The organism is Sphingobacterium sp. UBA7253, assembly GCF_002472745.1.
GTDB lineage: Bacteria > Bacteroidota > Bacteroidia > Sphingobacteriales > Sphingobacteriaceae > Sphingobacterium > Sphingobacterium siyangense.
Genome location: NZ_DKSP01000224.1, coordinates 30,715 through 32,690 on the forward strand (window position 1 = coordinate 30,715; position 1,976 = coordinate 32,690).

General features: G+C 40.5%; 4 protein-coding genes. 3 read left to right on the forward strand and 1 reads right to left on the reverse strand.

Going from position 1 to position 1,976, the window contains the following annotated elements:
- Positions 1–199 (reverse strand): hypothetical protein (locus B2X72_RS23650; protein ID WP_286851755.1); only part of this gene is annotated, 199 nt, incomplete at its 3' end.
- 148 nt (positions 200–347) lie between these two features.
- Between B2X72_RS23650 and B2X72_RS26560 the strand changes: the two genes are divergently transcribed.
- The 3 genes from B2X72_RS26560 to B2X72_RS23660 are packed head-to-tail and all read left to right on the forward strand — an operon-like array spanning position 348 to position 1,814.
- On the forward strand, positions 348–479 hold the full coding sequence (locus B2X72_RS26560; protein ID WP_312128511.1) for a DUF6728 family protein: 132 nt from the start codon (positions 348–350) through the stop codon (positions 477–479).
- 12 nt (positions 480–491) lie between these two features.
- The gene (locus B2X72_RS23655) at positions 492–878 is read left to right on the forward strand and encodes a RidA family protein (RefSeq protein WP_070561318.1); all 387 of its coding nucleotides are present in this window, start codon (positions 492–494) and stop codon (positions 876–878) included.
- Between the two features lie 3 nt (positions 879–881).
- Positions 882–1,814, forward strand: a complete 933-nt coding sequence (locus B2X72_RS23660; RefSeq protein ID WP_070561320.1) for an EamA family transporter — start codon at positions 882–884, stop codon at positions 1,812–1,814.
- Positions 1,815–1,976: the final 162 nt, after the last annotated feature.

A 1,976-nucleotide genomic window follows, 5' to 3' on the forward strand; every position in this document is an offset into this window, starting at 1 on the left:
AGCCGTCACCATACAATTGAAGATCGATCAGCCCAGCGCAGATATTGGCTCCATTCACTGGATAACTCTCATAATCTGAAGGTATTTCATGATCATGGACGATCCCATCAATCTTACCTTCGCTGGTCAGTAATGCCTTTTGCTCAAAAATCGCGTCACCTGAATATATTTTACCCCCAATTAATGCTACCTTATTCATAAAATTTCAATTTCGTTCACCAATTTACTAATATTCAAAAAATCTCAGCCATTTGTACAAGATTTTGTTTCACAGCTCAACAGAAAACCTTTCAAAGTTTTTAATCTTTTCATTTTAACTTTCTAATTTACTGTTGTAACTTAGTTCCATGTACTTTTTTAGAAAGCGTAACGCAGATCGCCCGACAAATGGAAGCATAAAAGCGATGCATATCATTAATGCAACGGCCATTATTGTCTTTTTATTGGGCCTGATCTACAAAATATTTTTTACCTCCTAAACACTGTAATCCATGTCAAAAAAAGAAATCTTAAATACCGACAACGCTCCTGCAGCAATTGGCCCCTATAACCAGGCAATCAAAGCCGGTAATACATTATACGTCTCTGGACAAATTCCTCTGATCCCAGAATCAATGGAGTTAATTTCATCAGGTGTAAAAGACGAAACACATCAGGTACTGAAAAATATAGAAGCTATTCTGACAAATGCTGGCTATACTTTTGAGGATGTTGTCAAGGCCTCCATTTTTCTGAGCGATATGGGTAATTTTGTCTTAGTCAATGAAGTCTATGCAGAATATTTTAAAGAAGCGCAACCAGCACGTGAGTGTGTTGCGGTAAAAACCCTTCCCAAGAATGTAAATGTCGAGATTTCGGTCATTGCCTGGAAAGATTAGTCCGTGGAAAACAGCAACGAAACAGCAAGCCGCGGAAAATATCTTTTCGCGGCTTTTTTGGCCCCTTTCATCTGGGGATTTATGTCTATCCCCGTACGGTGGATAAGGGATTATCCTGCCGAAGATATTCTGTATTTTAGAATAATCACTGCGCTCCTGGTACTCTGGATTTATCTTTTGCTTTTCCGCAGAAAAACCATGACTGCTGATATCCATAAGTTCCGGCTCCTACCTCGGACGGGCAAGCTTCGTCAGATCTGCCTTACCCTGCTGGCCTCGGGATTAATCTTTGGAAATTGGTTTACCTATATCTATGCCGTCAACCATATCAGCATCCAGTCTGCCGCATTGGCTTACCTGACCTGCCCACTCATCACCGCAGCTGGAGCCTATATCATACTCAGGGAACAATTGACCCTTTGGCAAAAAATAGCGCTTTTTATTGCTTTCGGCAGCGTCTGCCTGCTGGCTAATGGCTCGTTAAACGATGTCCTCTGGGCGGCTACCATTGCCACCTGTTACGCTTTCTATCTAATTGTGCAATGGGTTTCCACCGGGTTTGACAAACTCCACCAATTGGTCGTCCAGCTCAGTATATGTGCCTTGTTTGTAATCCCTAAACTGATCTATAATCATCATGCAATCCCTGCTGAACCTCTGTTTTGGGGCACAATATTTCTTATCGCGTCTTTATTCACGATCATCCCCCTTTTCCTGAGCATGTATGCACTCATTGGTATTTCATCGACAACAACCGGTGTTCTCCTCTATATTAACCCACTGATCGCATTTACTTTAGCAGTAACTTATTTTCAAGAACCTGTTTCACCAATTAAGTATGTTGCATATGGAATTATACTCCTCGCAATTATCTTATTTAATATCAAAAACATCAAAGAGGCTTTTTCCATATCAAGGGTACATGCTAAACGATAGATCAACGCATATCCGGCAATAGCTTTTTAGTCAAGTAAATGGTCTGAAATCACATAGGGCACATCTTTCTTATCGTGAAAGACAAAATCACTATCGCTGTTCAAAAAAATGACAAACCGCACATTTCAGTGACTACAAGCAAATTACACCAAAAAACCTTCC

What these genes read in the sequence shown, in the direction of transcription:
- B2X72_RS26560 (WP_312128511.1), top strand. Translation starts at nt 348, where the DNA reads ATGTACTTTTTTAGAAAGCGTAACGCAGATCGCCCGACAAATGGAAGC.
- B2X72_RS23655 (WP_070561318.1), top strand. Translation starts at nt 492, where the DNA reads ATGTCAAAAAAAGAAATCTTAAATACCGACAACGCTCCTGCAGCAATT.